Genomic DNA, 16,619 nt, shown 5'->3' on the forward strand with positions numbered 1-16,619 from the left:
GTGCTTGTCGTGATCCTCGTGGTCCGGGTGACGAGCAGGGTTGCCCTGCCCACATAAAGGTGTCACATTGATTGTGACGTCTTTATGTGAGGAGAGACCCCGTGCTGCCTGAGATCGACGACACCGCCACCCGCATCCGCATCAACCAGTCCTCCCCGTACGGTCACGCCTACTACGTGGACGCCGCCACCGCACGAGCCGCCATCGACATGTACCCGGAACTCCAAGGCCAGGAGGTCACCTGGTCCACCGGTCCGGTGCCGCTCCACATCTCCGCCGAGGGCACCTCCCGTTTCACGGCCTGGTCGGACGGGCTGCTCGTCCGCGCGCGCCCGCACCACCCGATGTCCGCGCCGGACCCGCTGCGCTGGTACGCCGACCACCGCCGGTACGAGACCGCGCGTTTTCCGCTGGAGCTCATCGCCACGGCCCGCAACCACACCTCCGATTCACCGGCCGTCGCACCGGAGGTGTGGCTTCCCTGGCAGCACGCGGTCAGCGAGAGTGAGGAGACCGTGGACGTCCGGCGGGACGAGCGCGCCGCCGCCCCCGATTGCACGGTCCGCCGGACGCTGACCCTGACCCGCTACGACATCACATGCGCCGACGGCACCGTGCGGCACCTGTGGCAGACCGCCGACCTGGTGCAGGCCCCCAACTCCCGGCCGCCGTACGGATACGAAGAGGTCTCCGCACACCACACGGTCCACGCGACCGAGAAGGAGGCACGGACAGCACTGGCAGACCTCGATGATGGTCTGCCGCCGATGATGATGCTCTCCGAGATGCACGACCTCCTCGGCACTACCCCCGACGCGCTGCGCCAGGCGGCTTCCCGGGCCGCGCGCCGGGAGCGTCCCCGCCGGGCGCCGTTCTTCCCTCCGTCGTTCACGTTCGGAGGCCGCCCCGGCACCTGGTACGACCCTCGCGCCGTACAGCGCTGGTGGGCCTCTCGCCCCGGCCACGGCCCAGGCCGTGGACACACCAGGTAGAAGCCCCACCGCACGGCGCGGGCCCGGCCCTGCGAATCCCAGGTTCCCTCGGCGCCGACTACCTCGGGCACTGACTGCTGATCAGAACAAAGGAGTCTCCCATGCGTACCACCGAAAGGCGTACCACCGAACTCGCCCAAGCCGCCCGACTCGGACTCTGGGCCGCACCCTGGACCGTCCGCCCCCACCCCGAGCCCGCCGACCGCCAGCACCCGTGGCTGTGGTCCTGCACCACCCCCAGCTGCCCGACAGCCGGAGCAGCCGTCAACGAAGGCAACGCCCACCAACAGGCCGCTGACCACTACACCCGCGAGCACGACAACGCCTGAGACGCACCCCGTCGCGGCCGACAGTCACGCGCGGGGTGAGGGAGGCCGGCTCCTAGCGGTCGAGGATGCCGGCCTCCGAGTCAGGGATTCGGGGCACCGCACATGTCGCAGGCGTCCGCGCTGGGGTCGGTCGCGAGTCACCGCCGCTCCGCCTGTTCCACGTGGTCGTACAGGGCATCCAGCGCGGCACGGGCAGGGGCGAGCAGCTGCTCCGCCGTCGCGTCGACGGTGCCGAGTGCGGTGATCAGGTCCATCGCGTCGAACCAGGCCTCGTTGAACGCCGGGCTCCCAGCCGCCGGGACGGGCGGCATTCAGATCAGTCATGACCTGCCAACACCCTCACCTCACCCTCAGACACGCAGCGGTGGCGTACGTGAGCCAGGTCACCGGCCGTGTGTGCCGCAGGAGCGGACCAGCCCCGCGGCACCCACCATGCTCACTCCATGACGATCGACCCCTCAGCCACCGAAATCCTGACCGCGATCGCCCGGAGAAGTCGCGGTAGCGCGTTCGCAGCCTGGACGATCCCTACCCGCAGCGGACACCTGGTGGGTCTCCTCGCCGAAAACCCCGTCACGCGCTGGAGTCCGTGGAGCCACCAGCAGACTATCCGCGCGAACACCCTCAAAGTGCTGCTGGACGCGGGTCTCGTGCCCCTGGGAGAGTTGGAGCCGGTACCTGAATACGAGGGCTCCCGCCACGGACTGCGCTGGGCACCGGGCCGTACCGGGCGCCGGCTGACAGTCACGAATGCCGGGCGGACCGCTGCCGGGCCCGAGCTTCCGCACACTCTGCCCTGAACCGCGCCGTCCAGTGTGACTACACGTGGTGCGGGAACTCCGTGACGCCGTGAAGTCCTTTCGACTCACTGTGCTTGTCAGGGAGCCACCGGTCCTCAATCACCAGCCGGACGGCAGGCCGCTTCGTCCACCGTGAAAACGTCACCCGCCTTTCGCCCCCGTGCGAGTTCTTGCACACCCTCTTGATCTCGCTGGTCCCCCCGGTCACCCCGGGCGATACCGACTCCAGACGACCGCAGGCCTTGCCGGCCACGATGAGCTCACCCTTGATGCGGAATCCTCCCTTCTCCTTCCACACATACGCGAGTGCGTTCGCCCACCTCACATTCGAGCGCTGCACCAGCAGGGCGACAGACTGCGGACCGTCGTCGCGCGCGGGCGCAGCCGCGTCCGCAGACAGGGGAGCCAGCACAGCCATTGCCACCACTGCACCGATGATCATTCGTCTCATGACCCACCCAACGAGCAACCAGGCTCCCGGGTGTCGGGCCTGCCAGCAGGCAGGGGCGCCCGCCGAAGCGGGCACCCCTGCCTGCTCCGTGTCACGTCACGCCTGCGGCTTCTCCTCGGTCCACTGGACCCGGTTCCAATCCGAGCCCCCCAGGCCGGTGGGGGTCCACTTCCGGTCAGTGCCGATGCGGACGAACCCGAACGCGATGCGCTCGCCGGCGGGCGTTTTCGTGACGTGGCGGCAGTCGATCACCCAGACCTCCTCGGGGGCCGTGTAGCCGTCCTGGCTGCTGTAGACGTGCCCCTCCCGGAAGAATCCGGCGCGCTCCGCGCCGCGCCGTCCCACGGTGCCAGGAGTGCGGCTCCCCTGGTGCAGGACCTTTCCTTCCCGGAGGACGGTGAGCCGGTCGGGGCCGGCCTCCATCCACACCGTCTCGATCGCGTCACCGCCCGAGAGCGCCGGCGACCCGGCATAGAACCCCACCTGGTCATGAGGGGCGGTGTGCCCGACCAGACGCAGTTCCGTCTGCTCCGGCCAGTGCTCCAACCCACTGGAGATCACCTCGTACGTCTCCGTGAACCCGGGGTTGTCGCCGACCGCTTCGAACGCGACGACCAGCCGGTCCCCGGACCGGGTCGGCGCCCACGGAGCGTTCTCCAACTGCCGGTGCCCTTCATTCAGAGCGGAGATCTCGCCCACCAGGTCCCGGCTGCGCTTCGCCTCTTCCGCGGTCTCCAACGGTGGCGTTCGCATCTGTTCCGCCATGGGCTTCTCCCTCTCGCACCACCGGTCGCCTACCGCTCCCGGCCCGATGACACGACAACATGACAGAGCACCACAAACCTGTCAACTTCCCCTGAAAACATGCAAGTTCGGATCATTCAGTCAGATACCCGCTCGCGTACGCGAGGCGAGATTCACCCCCCACCCGCACCACCCGTCACAGATTTGTCCATCTCCACCGTTCAGTTCCGCCAGGGGTACTACCAGGAGAAGACCCACACCATGGAGGCTCAATGAGCAGTCACAATCCCGAGGGGCACTACGACGAGTGCCCCACCCTCGAATTCCCCACCGCGCGGTGCCTCTGTGCGGGCATCACAGCAGAGACCGAGGCCTACTACGCGGAAGACGACGACACGTTCGCCCAACAGCTGAGTTGGCGTCAGCCCCTCTGACGCGCGAGCAGCGGCAGACCGGGGCACGGTGACGCACGCAGGAGGGCGCCCGCAGAAGCGGGCGCCCTCGTTCGCCGGTCGCTTCGGTCGCTCCGCCTTGATGAGAGGACACCACGACAAGACCACCCGCAGATCCTCAAAACCCTCTGAGATTGGGGTTGTTGTGCGGACGTTGGCGGCCTCCACGGCCGTGGTGCGAAGTCCATGACCCTGAGCACCTGCCCGAAAATCCCGGCCCCGCCCACCACCCGCGGGTCACAGGTCGCCTGGACGCCGTGTGCGGCGCCCAGACGTGCGCGGGAGCGCGGCAACCGTACGCACCGAAGTGTCGGCCTGACGTATCTGGCCCCAGCGCTCCCGGCGGGTGTGCTGTCCGAGCGGGTTCGCCGCGATGGCGGCTGCCGAGCGTGCACGGGGACGCGAGCCGGAGCTCGACCGCATGGCCCTGGCCCACTCGGTCAAGGACCTGGCGGGACTGCACGGCCCGCAGGTCGACTACTTGGCCCCGCTCGTCGACCGGTACGTCCAGGGCGTGGTCCGTCAGGATTCCTGAGCCTGTCGGGCATGTGCGGGCCGCCGCCCGGTCGGGGGTCAGGTGCGGGTGAGGAAGCCCCGGGCGCGGTTGCGCGGTGGGGTGCGTGGCGGTGCCCGCCGTGACGGTCATCGATCCGAAACGAATTGGGTACTTTCGCCCGCAGCGCTGTGTGGGACTCCCGCTCCGGTCACCCTCTGCTCGGTCTCGCTGGCCTGATACTCGACCACGATCTCCCGCAAGGACTGTGTCCACATCACGGCGTCATCGATGGGACGGTGTTCGCCGAGGCTCTGAGCGCGCAGCAGAGCCTCGCGGACGGTGTCGGACACCGCGGCCGGGTCGGCGCCGCCTTCGGCATACAAGGCCGTGTACTCGTCGCGGAGCATGGCCAAGCGGCGCTGGCGCTCGGCGATCTGATCTTCGAGTACCTTCCGGGCGGCCGAGGTGTCGTACGTCTCCCTGAAAAGCTTCGCCGCCTCATGAGCGAGCTGTGCGCACATCCACAGTTCATCGCTCAGCCGGTATTCCAGCTCTCCGAGGTCGAGCACACCCGCGAGCGACCGGCCCGCTTCCCAGACCTGCCCGCAGGACTCCTGGACGCGCCATACGCTGATGTCGCGCGGGGTCACGACCCGCGCGTCGTCCAGAAGCAGTGCCCGGCCCTGCCAGCGCTTACGGAAGCGCCGACATGCCCGCTGGTATCCGGAGTATCCGGAAGACAGCGGCAACCGGGCTTCCCGGTTGAAAGGCCGGCGCTCAGCAAGCGGGACGTCCGGGGCATAGACGACGCCACTCCATGCGGAGGTCCGGTCCCAGACGGAAGTCATCGTCATCGTCGTCTCCCTGCGATCCGCTGACGTGAACTGAATCGGGAGGCTACCCCGCCCCAGGTCGTTCAGTTCTGACTGGCAGAAGCCATCCTGTCCCCGCAGAAGGATGCCCGCTGCAAGATCAGCACCTCGCACGGATCGCGGCCCTGCCCACCCGACGCCCTGAGCATCGTGGACGGCCACGCGGTGCTCGTCCTGTCACGATGACTCCTGCGGTGGGTGATCGGTGGTCAGCCGCGCGGCGTCGCCTTGACCAGGCGGACGGGCTCGCTTTTAGGCGTGGGGGTGCGGGGGCAGGGCTGCGGCGGCCTGTTCCCTGGCGTCGTGCAGGGCCTGGGCGAGTGTGGCGGCGATCGTGGCGGCTTCCTCGGTGATTCCTTCGAGTTCGGTGACGGCGAGCTCGTCGCGGGTGGTGCGGGCGAGGAAGTCCAGGACCCGGTCGTGGCCGTCGGTGAGCTGCTGGAGCTGTTCGAACTCGCGGTAGCGGGCGTCCGCGACGGCCGTCTGCTCGGCGTAGGCCTCCAGTGCTTCGATCCGCCGGGTGACCGGTTGCAGCCCTTGGTCGAGGGTGGTGCGGCGGCGGGCCACGAGCTCGGCGACCACGCCGCCTTGGGGTGCGTCTGGTTCCTCACGGACCAGGCGGCTGTAGGCGTGCAGCGCGTCCTTGATGTCCTGGGCGGCCTCGGGCAGGAGCAGGTCGTTGCGTGCGCGGTCGATCAGGTCGCACTGGTGGACCTGGGAGGCGCGGATCCGGGTGATGGCCTGCTGGACCCGCCCGTTCAGGGCGTGCGCCTGCTCGGTCAGTTCCCCTTCGAGTTCCGCTTCCACCCAGTTGCCGGGGTCGTCCGCGGCTTCGCGTGCCGCTCTGCGGGAGAGCGCGGAGCCGACGCCCCAAGTGAGCGCGAGCGCTCCGAGGGCCGCCCCGAACAGCGGCAGCACCTGCTGGGCACGGTCAAGTCCCGGGGGGATGTCCTCGTTCAGCAGCAGCTCGGCCAGGAAGTTGTCTCCGAGCGTCACTGCGAAGAACAGGGCGAGCAGAAGCATCCCGCCACAGCCCATCAGCTGGTCCCAGCCGGTCAGGTCTCCCCGGTTCTGGTAGCGGTGGATGCGAGCGCGGGTCCGGGCGTCCAGATCGGGGCGCATCATCACCTGGGTCGGACGGCGGCGCGGCTTTTCGTCGTCCACGGCTCTCTCCTGAACGTCGGTCGGTTCTCGGTGGGGTGGATGGGCCGGGGGCGTACAGGCCTGTGGCCTTGTGCGCGTGGCCGGGTTAGGGGCGGCGGCGTACCTCGGCTCTGGGGTAGTCGTCGGCGGCCAGCCAGCTGGCTTGCACGGCCTCGCCGCTCGTTTCGTCGTGCAGTTGCAGGCGCGCGGCGTCCAAGTGGGCCTGTGCGTCGGCGAGGTGACGCAGGCGCACCTCCTGCGGTTCGTCCTCCCACGCGGTGAACAGGCTCACGTCGCGGCCGTTCACGCTGCTGACGAACAGGGCGACGTCGGCGTCGAAGAGGGGTGCCAGGGCCTGGACGGTGTCGTGCCGCAACAGTTCGGCGGCCAGGATCTTGAGCGTGGTGGGTCTGCTCTGGGCGTTGCGGGCCCGCTCCGCGATCGTGTTCGCGCTGGCCTTCTGCTCGATGCTGTCGGCCAGCATCGCCTCGGTAAGACGACTCTTGGCCCGGCTCACCGCCAGCGCGGCCGGGGTGGTGTGGTCCCGCTTCCCGTCGGGCAGGAGCAGCGGCCAGCCCGCCCGGACACACAGGTCCTGAAGACGCCCGCGCGTCTCGGTCTCGGTAGGGGGCTCCACCCGCAGATCCGTCAGGTGTCCCGTCTGCGGGTCGCGGTAGAACTTCTCGGTGGACGTGCCCCGCTCCATCACCCACACGGCGACCGCACTCAGGTGCTCGATCACATCGTCCCGGGTCAGCCAGGTAAGCCCCTCCTCGTGCAGGAGGCCGAGCCACTGGTCGAACGTCCGGGTCACGCCCCGGGGGAACTTGATGACAGGACCGGGCTCGTCACTACGCCGCACAGGGAACTCCTCCTCCTCGATCAGGAAACCCACCCTGCCAGTCAAAAACTTGACCAGTCAAGTCTTTGACCGATCCGAAGTTCCATTCGCGGGGAGGGAGGAGACGTGGTGGTAGGCGCCGCGGAACTTGAAGGAGCCGGTGCGCTGAAGGCATTCCGCCTTGCACACGACCGGCCAGCCGGCGGCCTGGTCGAGGGAGAGCGCGGACAAGGCCTCGAACTCTTCGGTCAAGGAGGGTCGGGGTGCGGCATTCTGCAGCGATGAACACCACGCTCAACCTCTGGCAACTGGCGGGGGTACTCGTCGCCGTCATGTCCCTGGGCAAAGCCGTCCTGGTGGGGTGGCGTCTCACTCTCGGGCGCCGCCGACACCTCATCGCCCAGCTCCGCAAAGTAGCCCCGGGCGTCCGGAGCGACTACGTGGAGGCTCTGCTCGGCGAGCCGAAGTGGCAGTCCACGATGACCTGCACGCGGATGGTCGCCCCCGACGCCGAAGAGAACAGGGGCACGGAAGCGAAGGACCGGGAACGTGAGATCACCGTACGAACCTGGTCGCTCTCCCGGCTGGCCTACATGGTCTCCTGGTCCGAGGACGATGTCTTGGTCATGTACGGGATCACCACCACCAGCTGGTGGTTCCGTCCCCGCGTCCTTGTTGGTGACACCCGCGTCCGCCTCGGGAAATCCCTCCTGTCCGATCTCTACCGGCCCGACGAATATCGGGCGTGGCTGGGAAACCGCAGGTTCGGGTACTTGGAGGAACACTTTTTCGGCAACCCCGGTGGCTACCGCCGCTGGTACGTGGGCGTCAATGACATTGGCTATCAGCCGGTGGCCCCCGTGCTCGACTGGGACGACGCCGAGACCGAGGCTAATCGGATGCCGGACCGGAAGAGGGACGAGTATCGGGCCAAGGCGCCGATCAACACCATCGTCGTCAGCGGTGTCGCCCTTTACGAAGAGCTCCAGAAGGGCCAGTTCTTCGGCATCTCACTGGGGGTCGACCAGGACCTGGTTCGGCTCGCGGAGCCCGAGTACTACGTGCTCGACAGCTGGTTCAACCGGGTCCGTCTCCGCTGGCGGCACTGGTGGTCGCGCCGACGGCTCAACCGCTTGGAAAGGCGGTCCGTGGACGCCCTCGGCTGAACCGGAAACCCGCGTCGGCCGACGCGAACACAGATCAACCACTTTGGCCATGCCGGCCACCGCGTCCCCTCGGATCCGCTCTCGAACCTCCAGTGCTGGCGCCAACGGTTTTACCGCTGGTCCCCCAGGGCCGGAGATGGCCCGGAGTTGAGAAATTTCCCGGGCGGCTCGGTGGGATAGTCCGTAAGAAGGACCAGGTCACAGCATCGGCAAGTGGCGTGGACGCTGAGAACCTACTCCTAGGTCGGAACCCGCAGATCGGCGCGGCCTCCCCGTCCTGCGCAGGCGTCACGCCCCGTGAGGTGAGGACGCGGGCAGCAGCTCGCCCCGCTTCGGGACGCCCGCCCGCTGCCCGGCTTCGGTTCTCAGATGCCCGGAGCGAGGTCCGGGCGCAGCCGGTGCCAGGCAGGGTGACGCAGGAGCCCGGCGCGGGTGCGGGCGGCGTAGCGGACTTCGCCGACGAGGCGGGGCAGCACCCAGCGGGCGCCGGGCACGTCCGGGACCGTGGTGAACGGGCAGTCGTCGACCGTGGCGACGGCCAGGAGGCGGGCGAGGTCGGCGCGTTCGCGCGCCGACCAGCCGGTGCCGACGCTTCCCACGTACTGCAGCCCACCTGCCCCGTCGCTCTCGCCGACCAGGACGGCGCCGGGCAGGCCGGACAGTGCTCCCCTGCCAGACACCCACCCACCGACCACCACGTCGGCGGTCCGGACATGCCTCAGCTTGATCCTTAACTGCACCAGGGCGTCTCGTTCAAGAGAGCGGCGCCCTCGGGCTGTTCTTAGCGTCAGCGTGCACAGACACAGACGCGGTCTGTCTCAGTCGTACGTGTGAGGAGCTAGAGGTGGTGGCTTGCTCTCGCCGTCAACGGCGCGGGGCCCACGGGTCGTCGTAATCCGGAGGGTCGGGCTGGTCGGGATGAAGCATCTTTCGGACGCATCGTTGTAGTCCGGTCTCGTCGGATCCGCTGGCGATGGCCATCCAGGGCAGGGCGTCCATGGCGTGGGCGCGCTCGTCGGTGGCGAGGTCGTCGACGGTGGCACGCAAGTCGTCGGGAACGGGTTCGTCGGTGAGGCAGAGCCAGCCGATGGCAGCGGCCAGCCGGACCTCGGGCACCTGTGTCTGCTGCCGCCACCGCTCTCGCATCCACGTGATGGTCCGCGAGTGGGGATGAGCGCGGGTCACTTCAGCGGTGGCGAGGACCAAGGCGGCGCTGACGGTCGGGTCCTGCTCGGTGGCGAGCCGGTCTTGGAAGGAAGTACGGACCGCGCGGTCGTGGTCTGCGGCGGTGGCCAGTGTGTAGGCGGTGTCGATGCGTATCGACGGGTCGGGGTCACCGAGAAGGGGCTGTAGGAGAGCGGTGTCGGCAGTAATCGCAGCCCGGGCGGCGGCGACCGACCAGCCGGCAGGGTAACCGGACACCTCGACGCCGTAGTCGTCGTACAGGTCGCCGTCCTGGGTGTCGTCACGGTGGAGCAGCAGTTCATCCCGGGAGGCAACGCCGAAGTAGCGGGCGCGAGCCGGGCAGGAAACCTCGGCGAGCGCGTCGGCTCGGTAAGGGTGGCGGGGGTCGGCGGCGATGCGGATCAGGAACGGTACGGCGAGAACGGCGGCGGCCCGCATGTCGTTGGCACACAAGCCGCCTACGACGCCCACTCCGGCGCGGCTGGGCGAGTCACTTGTGTGCAGTAGGCGGACGGCCTCTCTGACACGATCGCCGTCCGGGAAGTTCTCCCAGGGGACCTCGTCGAGGAGAAGTCCATCCTTGGTCTCGGGCCGGATGGCGGCCGCCGCCGCCCGCACGTCGTACGGCCCGCCCGCGAACGAGGAGAGTTCCGCCCCGTCCGCCAGCGCCCGGCACATCGCGAACGTCGGATCGGTCCGCCATTCATCCACGGCACACCACCCCACCGCCGAGTCCAGTCGGAGCCGATCATGACATCTGCACCCTTTGCCTCCGCCTTCGGGTACGCGGCACCACACGACCGACCAGAACAGGCCTGTACGTCCAAACAACAGCTGACTGCGATCGACTGCCACAGCGAGAGCCTCCCCCATCGAAGACCACACCAAGTGCCGAATGAGTTGGTGCAGTCAACTCACCACGCCCCGGTGCGCCCCCGCGGATACGCACCGTCCAGTCTTTTCAGCACGATCCCTTGTGCACAGTCGGTCACTGACCGCGCGTCTAGCACTACGAATAGGTCAGGGGCCGAGATCGAGTTCTGAGTCGGTGATCTGTCCGCCGTCGCGGGCGCGCTGGTCGGCGTCGCTGTCGCGTGCGGTGATGGGCGAGTTGCTGATCTGTCCGTCGCGGTCGGCCCGCTGTTGGGCGTCGGCATCGCCGCTCGCGGTGATGCCCGAGCGGGTAATGCGGCCCCCGCGGCGGGCGGTCTGGCGGGCGCGGGTGCGACGGGAAGAGCCGTTGGACGCCTGCACGGCGAGGTATGCCCCGACGGCGACCAGCACGGCCAGGGCTGCGCCCAGCGTCCAGCTCCACCGTTCGGTCACCAGGTTCGTCACCACACCGGTCGCCACACTGACCAGGACCCCGGCGACCGCAACTGTCCTGGGCTCCATGGGTCCTCCCGCAATTGGTGTGGGTGTGCGCAGTTGTGCGTTGTCTTCCCCTCACCACGGTAGAGCTGAAATCCTTGTATCCACAGGGGTGTTCATCCGCTCCGTTTCGGATCCTCGACGGTACGGGTGGCCCCCGAAGGGGGTGGGGGGATGAGCGGCGCTGGGGCGTGGTTCACCGACCGCAGGCAGGCGCTCGCCGCGATCCGCGCCGTGGTGGACGGTGACGAGAAGGTGAGCGGGCCCGCGGCGGGCAAGGTGGTGCGGGTTCTGCTGGTGACGGGTGTGCCGGGGACGGGCAAGTCGACCGTGCTGGAACGCACCGCCGACCAGTGCCCGCACGTGTTCGGGGGTGTCCTGGACACCGACCGGCTGGTCGACGGCATGGCACGGCCCGAGAGCGGAGCCGACGACGCCGCACTGCTGCTGCTGCGGCAGGTCGGGGTGCGCCTGGCACAGGCCGCGCCGTGGTGGTACCGCCCGTGGACACGCCGCCGTGCCGCCCGGATCGGCACCACGAGCCGGGTGACGGTGAGTGCGTCGGCGTTCGCCTCCCGGGGCGGGGTGATCAGCAACTCGCCGGTGACGGCGAACCCGCCGGCATTGAGCCAGAGCGAGCACCGCCTCCTGTGGCAGGGCCAGCTGGAGGCGGTCGCACGGAGCGTGCGGCGGCGCCGGTGCGTCCTGCTGCTGGACAGCTGTGAACGCCTGGCCTACTTCGACGACGTCCTCTCGGCAAGCGGCCACGACCCCTACGGACTCGGCGGCTGGTTCACCGCCGTCCTCGCCGGCCTCCTGACCCGCATGCCCCGCCTGCGCGTCGTTCTCGCCGCCACCCACCGTCAACCGGTCACCCTCACCCCTGCGCCCGCCGGGTCCCCCACGCCCCTGACGATCGGGACCTTCCCCTGCGCGGTCCACGAGCTCCGTGCCTGGACCGCTGATGTCACCCGCAGCTACCTCACCCGCCGCGGCCTCCCCGATACCACCGAACTCGACCGCCCCAGCCTGCCCGTCGAAGCCGCCTGGCTCGCCGACATTCTCACCACCACCGCCCTCACCACCGCCCCGGCCACCGCGCAGGCGGTGCAGGACCTGACCCGTATGCCCCGCTCGGCCTGGGTCACCGCCCACCTCCTGCCGCGCCTGGCCCCCGACCACCGTGCCCTGCTCCCGGCAGCCGTCGTTCTGCGCACCTTCACCCTGGGCGCGCTGCGCACCGTCGCCGGCGCAGGCGGCACAGCTCTGGACGCGGGGGCCGGGAGCAACGACGACTGGTTCCAGCGCTTCAGCGCCCTGAGCGCCCTCCGGCCCGTCACCGGCACCGACCAGTGGCGCCTGCACCAGACAGTCCGGGGCTGGCTCCTGGACACCTACACCCTCCAGGACCACCAGCTCCCGTCGGCCGACCAGATTCTGCCCCGCCTGCATCGGGCCGCCGCCGCCTACCACCAGGCCATCAACAGCGGCCGGTTCTCCGCCGAGGAGACACGCCACCGCTTCGTCCTCGGCGAAACCGTCACGGCCTGGGCCCTCGCGCTCGCCCACTCCCTGTCCAGCGCACCCCCCGACCTGCCCCAAATCCGGCTGCTCACGGACCTCGCCCTCGACCCCGAAACCCGCGGCACACTGGCAAAACAGCAGCCGGAACACCTCGCCGACGCCCACCTCGCCCGTGCCTGGCTCCACCACCACACAGGCGAGCACGCCGACAGCCAGGCCCACGCCGAACGCGCCCTGAACTTCTACCGAACCGCCGACCCGCACCACCCGGCGCTACCCGCCACTGCCCGACTGGCCGGGCAAGGAGCCTGGAAACGCTACCGCTTCGCGATCGCCGTCACCCACTGGCACACCGCCCTCACCCTGCACGACGACCCGCCGTCCGATCTTCAGCGTGCCTACGCCGAAGCGGTCCTGAACACCGGAGACCTCCCCCTCGCTGGCACTCTGCTCACCGACGCCCTCCACCACAACAGCAACTCCGCCGCCCCCCAGGCCGTCCTTACCGGCCCGGAACCTTCCGGCGGCAGTGACGTGCCACGGACCGTGTATGAGGCGCTGCCCGCGGTGCCGGTCGGGGAGGACCTCGCCTCGGCGGCCATCCACGCGCACCTGCACCTCCTCCTCGGTCGCACCGCCCTCAACCAATCCCGTTGGGACCGCTCCCGCCACCATCTGCGGCGCGCCCGTGAACTCGCCCCCGACCACCCGCACATCCAGGCCCTCGCCCACCACTACCGCGCCGAACTCGCCCTCACCCACTGGGACCTCGACACCGCCGAACACCACATCCGCCACGGCCTCACCGCGGTCCAGCGCTGCACCGACCCGCGCTGCCGCCCCCCACTTCTCCTCAGCCAGGCCAACCACTTTCAGAAGAGTGCAGAGTCGGACAGCGCAGCCGTCCGGGACAAGGAGACCAACAGCATCTCCGTGACCCGGCAGGCCGAGCGGACCTATCAGCGCGAGGTGGCACACGATCTACTCACCGCCACCCTGGAGATCGCCGATAGTCTCGGCGACCTGCCCACGCGGGCCAACGCACTGTGGGCTCTCGCCGAGGTGGCACGGAGGCTGGATGACTACGCGGCGGCGGAAGGGATGGCCACTGCCGCCCTCACCCTGTACCGCGACCTCGGCGACCGCCACGGCGAAGCCAACACACTCTGGGCCCTCGCCGAGGCGGCGCAGATGCAGCCAGACCACGCGGCGGCGGAAGGGATGGCCACTGCCGCCCTCACCCTGTACCGCGACCTCGGCGACCGCCACGGCGAAGCCAACGCACTGTGGGCTCTCGCCGAGGGGGCGCGGATGCGGGGTGACCACGCGGCGGCGGAAGGGATGGCCCCTGCTGCCCTCACTCTGTACCGCGACCTCGGTGACCGCCACGGCGAAGCCAACACACTGTGGATCATCGCCAATGAGGCTGCGGTGCGGGGGGACTACGGGGCGGCGAAAGAAGCAGCCGCTGCCGCCCTCGCCCTGTACCGCGACCTCGGCCACCGCCACGGCGAAGCCAACACACTGCGGCTCCTTGCCGGGGTGGCGCAGATGCAGGGGGACTACGCGGCAGCGGTGAGGGCGGCCACCGCCGCCCTCACCGTGTACCGCAACCTCGGGCACCCAAACGGCGAGGCCGATGCACTACGGCTCCTCGCCGAGGTGGCACGGATGCGAGGGGACTACGCGACGGCGCAAAGGTCGGCCGCTGCCGCCCTCGCCCTACACCGCGGCCTCAAACACCGCCACGGCGAAGCCAACGCACTGCTGACCCTCGCCGAAGTGGCGTTGATGCGGGGGGATCACGCGGCAGCGCAAAGGGCGGCCGCTGCCGCCGTCACCCTGTACCACGACCTCGGCGACGGCAACGGCGAAGCCAACGCACTGCTGACCCTCGCCGAGGCGGCACAGATGCAGGGGGATCACGCGGCAGCGCAAAGGGCGGCCGCTGCCGCCCTCACCCTCTACCACGAACTCAATCACTGCCACGGCGAAGCCAACGCACTGCTGACCCTCGCCGAAGTGGCGCTGATGCGGGGGGATCACGCGGCAGCGCAAAGAGCGGCCGCTGCCGCCCTCACCCTGTACCACGACCTCGGCGACGGCAACGGCGAAGCCAACGCACTGCTGCCCCTCGCCGAGGCGGCGTTCGCGCAGGGCCGCCCTGATGCGGCCGCCGGGCTGTGGCTGCTAGCAGCCGAGTTGTACGACACTCTCGGCTTACGCACTCAGGCCGCGTACTGCCGCCGCCGCGCAGGAGAGTCGTAGAACGGCGCCGACGAATCCGCTCCGCTGCCCTGCGCGCAGCCTGGGAGCCAACGTGTCGAAGGCCGGATGCCCCAGAGCGCCACGGCCTTGAGGGCATACCGAAAGCCCCGCGCTGATCCTCCTCCGGCACAGACAACGGACAGGCCCAAACCCTGTTCACAACTTCGGCTCCGGCCGCCCTCATCGGCGGTCAGTCAGGTCCCCCACCGTCACGGTGAGCATGGGCTCGCGCAGTGTCCAGGTCATCGGCCTACATAGCTCCGCCGCCAACCGGTCAATCGGTCAGCGGCAAACTCTGGCCACAAGAGGCCCTCGATGCCCAGGGGGCGGAGCTCCCACCACTGGCGGGCGACGTCCAGGTTCTCTGTCATCGGCACGGCCTGCAGCGGCGGTCCGAGAGGGGCCAGGGTCTCTACGAGGATGGCTCTCCTCTCCCGATAGGGACGGGTGCGGAGATCGCCGCCGTGGGCGGGGTGGTGGAGGATGTCGAAAGCGGCGTAGGACGCGGGGAGCTTCCGGATCAGGGCGCTCGCCCTGGCGGCGCCGGCGGATGCCCGCGAGCGGACCGCGCCGAAATCCAGGCGCCCGTCCCGGTAGATCACCGCTTCGCCATCGAGGAGGACCCCGGGCTCCAGGTCCATTCCCGCGACGGCGAGATCCATCCACGACGACGTCACGACCCGGCTCGATTTCGACCCCAGGACCACGCTGCTCTCGGTGCGGTGAAGAGTCATTCGATCACCGTCGAATTTCGGCTCGGCCGCCCATCCCGGGCCCTCGGGCAGGGCGTCCACGGGCTGGGCCAGAGCGAGCACCACCGGGGGGATGCTCGTCATGGGTGTCCGCCGGTATGCGGGCGCCGTTCCACGATCTCGTCCATGCCCCCACCGTCCACCCCTGCCGGGCAGACCGCAGGTCGGCACAACAACCGGCGCCCACTCTTGCCACCCTCGGGCAGTCCCAGCCCTGCCGCACGGCTGACGGCCTGTCAGTGGGCTCGTGGGGCGGTGCGGGCGGACACCGATGGGGTGTATCAAACGATACGAGCGACGTGTATCATTCGATACACCGTCCCCATGGTGGGGGTGGCGGCTCCGAAAGGTGTGCACATGGACATCGTCGAATTTCATGCCCCAGGGGACTACGCGCAGCGTGAGGCAGGTCTGTACCTGAGCGCCCGTCACGGGCGGATCACGTACTCCGAGGGCGGAGGGACCTGTCAGGCCACCGGCACCACCATGTGGCTGATGGACGGCACTACCCGTCTGGCCCGCTACGAGCTGATCGTGGCAAGCCGGGTGGACGCCGGCGAGCACTGGGAGAAGCAGCGCGACCGCATCGCCCCGTGGGCAAAAGTACTGCGCACCCTGCGGCCGATCCCGTCCCTGCGCCACCGCGCGCAGGACGTAGTCCGCGCCCAGGACCTCATGGTCTCAGCCGGTCCACTGTGGCCGGAGGACCACATCCCCGCCATCGCCGGACACGCGACGGAAGAGGACCTGCACGCGGTGAAGTCCGGGGTCCCCGAGACCGTAGGCGAGTGGGCGGCCGTCGCCCAGCACATCGTCACCCGGCTCACCCGGGACATCACGGACCGGCAGCGCATCGCCCTGACCCTTGCCCCGCCCCTCGCGACACACGGGAATGCACTGCACGGCTGGGAAACCGTGGGCGCAGTCGCGGGCGACACCACCCCCGTGGCGCCTACGGTCGCCGCCGAACTGCTGGCCGGGTGGGCGGCATTCGACCAGCAGCGGGACACACTCGTGCGGTGGGCGGTCGACGCAGGCGTCGCCAAGACCCGCGCACACGCCCTCACCCGGCTCAGCCGATCCACCATCGACCGCCTCCTCCACCCGTAACACGCCCCGCGAAGCCCGCACCGATCAGCCGGACGCTGTTGGCGAATGTGGGCCCTGTGTTTCGCCCCACCGGATTTATCCGGTGGGGCGAAGTGCTGCCAGAGGGCTGGTTCGGGTGCGGGC

At 69.5% G+C, this 16,619-nt stretch carries 17 protein-coding genes and 1 pseudogene; 8 read left to right on the forward strand and 10 right to left on the reverse strand.

Annotated elements, in window-relative coordinates; all coding sequences use genetic code 11:
* The first annotated feature begins 101 nt into the window (after positions 1-101).
* On the forward strand, positions 102-992 hold the full coding sequence (locus AB0D18_RS39670) for a hypothetical protein (protein WP_362430571.1): 891 nt from the start codon (positions 102-104) through the stop codon (positions 990-992).
* Between the two features lie 101 nt (positions 993-1,093).
* Entirely contained in the window at positions 1,094-1,321 is a 228-nt protein-coding gene (locus tag AB0D18_RS39675) for a hypothetical protein (protein ID WP_362430572.1), read from the forward strand.
* Between the two features lie 137 nt (positions 1,322-1,458).
* Here AB0D18_RS39675 and AB0D18_RS39680 read toward each other — a convergent pair whose 3' ends face one another.
* Positions 1,459-1,632 (reverse strand): hypothetical protein, encoded by a 174-nt coding sequence (locus AB0D18_RS39680; RefSeq protein WP_362430573.1) that lies wholly within the window; start codon positions 1,630-1,632, stop codon positions 1,459-1,461.
* A gap of 132 nt (positions 1,633-1,764) precedes the next feature.
* On the opposite strand from AB0D18_RS39680, the gene AB0D18_RS39685 reads away from it, so the two are divergent.
* Positions 1,765-2,121: a hypothetical protein gene (locus AB0D18_RS39685; protein ID WP_362430574.1), complete on the forward strand. Its 357-nt coding sequence runs from the start codon at positions 1,765-1,767 to the stop codon at positions 2,119-2,121.
* A 19-nt stretch (positions 2,122-2,140) separates the two neighbouring features.
* On the opposite strand, the gene AB0D18_RS39690 is transcribed toward AB0D18_RS39685, so the two are convergent.
* Both AB0D18_RS39690 and AB0D18_RS39695 read right to left on the reverse strand, forming a co-directional pair.
* Positions 2,141-2,563 (reverse strand): hypothetical protein, encoded by a 423-nt coding sequence (locus tag AB0D18_RS39690; RefSeq protein ID WP_362430575.1) that lies wholly within the window; start codon positions 2,561-2,563, stop codon positions 2,141-2,143.
* A gap of 105 nt (positions 2,564-2,668) precedes the next feature.
* Entirely contained in the window at positions 2,669-3,337 is a 669-nt protein-coding gene (locus AB0D18_RS39695; protein WP_362430576.1) for a hypothetical protein, read from the reverse strand.
* A 251-nt stretch (positions 3,338-3,588) separates the two neighbouring features.
* Between AB0D18_RS39695 and AB0D18_RS39700 the strand changes: the two genes are divergently transcribed.
* Both AB0D18_RS39700 and AB0D18_RS39705 read left to right on the forward strand, forming a co-directional pair.
* Entirely contained in the window at positions 3,589-3,750 is a 162-nt protein-coding gene (locus AB0D18_RS39700) for a hypothetical protein (RefSeq protein ID WP_362430577.1), read from the forward strand.
* A gap of 391 nt (positions 3,751-4,141) precedes the next feature.
* The gene (locus AB0D18_RS39705) at positions 4,142-4,303 is read left to right on the forward strand and encodes a hypothetical protein (protein ID WP_362430578.1); all 162 of its coding nucleotides are present in this window, start codon (positions 4,142-4,144) and stop codon (positions 4,301-4,303) included.
* Positions 4,304-4,410: 107 nt separating this feature from the next.
* On the opposite strand, the gene AB0D18_RS39710 is transcribed toward AB0D18_RS39705, so the two are convergent.
* The 3 genes from AB0D18_RS39710 to AB0D18_RS39720 form a co-directional block, all read right to left on the reverse strand.
* Entirely contained in the window at positions 4,411-5,118 is a 708-nt protein-coding gene (locus AB0D18_RS39710) for a hypothetical protein (protein WP_362430579.1), read from the reverse strand.
* 270 nt (positions 5,119-5,388) lie between these two features.
* The gene (locus AB0D18_RS39715; protein ID WP_362430580.1) at positions 5,389-6,300 is read right to left on the reverse strand and encodes a hypothetical protein; all 912 of its coding nucleotides are present in this window, start codon (positions 6,298-6,300) and stop codon (positions 5,389-5,391) included.
* A gap of 85 nt (positions 6,301-6,385) precedes the next feature.
* Complete coding sequence (locus tag AB0D18_RS39720; protein ID WP_362430581.1) at positions 6,386-7,174, reverse strand: hypothetical protein; 789 nt, start codon at positions 7,172-7,174, stop codon at positions 6,386-6,388.
* 227 nt (positions 7,175-7,401) lie between these two features.
* Between AB0D18_RS39720 and AB0D18_RS39725 the strand changes: the two genes are divergently transcribed.
* Complete coding sequence (locus AB0D18_RS39725; protein WP_362430582.1) at positions 7,402-8,286, forward strand: ETEC_3214 domain-containing protein; 885 nt, start codon at positions 7,402-7,404, stop codon at positions 8,284-8,286.
* A gap of 365 nt (positions 8,287-8,651) precedes the next feature.
* On the opposite strand, the pseudogene AB0D18_RS39730 reads toward AB0D18_RS39725, so the two are convergent.
* The 3 genes and pseudogenes from AB0D18_RS39730 to AB0D18_RS39740 form a co-directional block, all read right to left on the reverse strand.
* Positions 8,652-9,014, reverse strand: a pseudogene (locus tag AB0D18_RS39730) (ATP-dependent DNA ligase); the annotation flags it as partial.
* 136 nt (positions 9,015-9,150) lie between these two features.
* Positions 9,151-10,182 (reverse strand): hypothetical protein, encoded by a 1,032-nt coding sequence (locus AB0D18_RS39735; protein WP_362430583.1) that lies wholly within the window; start codon positions 10,180-10,182, stop codon positions 9,151-9,153.
* A 309-nt stretch (positions 10,183-10,491) separates the two neighbouring features.
* Positions 10,492-10,866, reverse strand: a complete 375-nt coding sequence (locus AB0D18_RS39740) for a hypothetical protein (RefSeq protein WP_362430584.1) — start codon at positions 10,864-10,866, stop codon at positions 10,492-10,494.
* A gap of 150 nt (positions 10,867-11,016) precedes the next feature.
* On the opposite strand from AB0D18_RS39740, the gene AB0D18_RS39745 reads away from it, so the two are divergent.
* Complete coding sequence (locus AB0D18_RS39745) at positions 11,017-14,634, forward strand: tetratricopeptide repeat protein (RefSeq protein WP_362430585.1); 3,618 nt, start codon at positions 11,017-11,019, stop codon at positions 14,632-14,634.
* A 242-nt stretch (positions 14,635-14,876) separates the two neighbouring features.
* On the opposite strand, the gene AB0D18_RS39750 is transcribed toward AB0D18_RS39745, so the two are convergent.
* Entirely contained in the window at positions 14,877-15,470 is a 594-nt protein-coding gene (locus AB0D18_RS39750; RefSeq protein WP_362430586.1) for an ATP-dependent DNA ligase, read from the reverse strand.
* A gap of 273 nt (positions 15,471-15,743) precedes the next feature.
* On the opposite strand from AB0D18_RS39750, the gene AB0D18_RS39755 reads away from it, so the two are divergent.
* The gene (locus AB0D18_RS39755; protein ID WP_362430587.1) at positions 15,744-16,496 is read left to right on the forward strand and encodes a hypothetical protein; all 753 of its coding nucleotides are present in this window, start codon (positions 15,744-15,746) and stop codon (positions 16,494-16,496) included.
* The last annotated feature ends 123 nt before the right edge of the window (positions 16,497-16,619 follow it).

Origin of the sequence: Streptomyces sp. NPDC048442, from assembly GCF_040651475.1 — a bacterium.
In the GTDB taxonomy this organism is placed as follows: domain Bacteria; phylum Actinomycetota; class Actinomycetes; order Streptomycetales; family Streptomycetaceae; genus Streptomyces.